Origin of the sequence: Bradyrhizobium sp. NBAIM08 (assembly GCF_020193935.1) — a bacterium.
Lineage (GTDB): Bacteria > Pseudomonadota > Alphaproteobacteria > Rhizobiales > Xanthobacteraceae > Bradyrhizobium > Bradyrhizobium yuanmingense.
Window position 1 is genome coordinate 1 of the sequence record NZ_JADYVR010000545.1, and the last position, 431, is coordinate 431.

Genomic DNA, 431 nt, shown 5'->3' on the forward strand with positions numbered 1-431 from the left:
TCGTCGAAGAGCTCCAGCACAAGCTGGGCATCAAGGTCGGTGAAACCGATCCGACCGGCATGTTCACCATCCAGCAGATGGAATGTCTCGGCGCCTGCGATCGCGCGCCGGTGATGATGGTCAACAACGATTACTGGCACGAGCACCTGAAGCCGGAGCAGGTCGGCGGCCTCGTCGATCGCATGAAGACCGACGGCCTCAAGGCGCTCACCAACTGCCACCTGTGCGAGCAGCGCATCACCGAAGGCGCCAAGACGACGACGCCCTCGAAGGCGAAGGCGTTGCCCGACTACGAGCCGGTGCTGACGAAGTACGCCTTCACGCCCGGCGGCGCCGGGCTCGATCACTACGGCAGGAACCAGGCCGGCTACGAAGGCCTGAAGAAGGCGTTGAAGATGACGCCCGACGCGGTCATCGAGGACGTCAAGAAG

1 protein-coding gene is annotated in these 431 nt (G+C 63.6%); it reads left to right on the top strand.

What is annotated here, in order from left to right:
- Window positions 1-431: NAD(P)H-dependent oxidoreductase subunit E (locus tag I6F37_RS40865; protein WP_225154503.1), on the top strand; the 431-nt coding region annotated here is incomplete at both ends.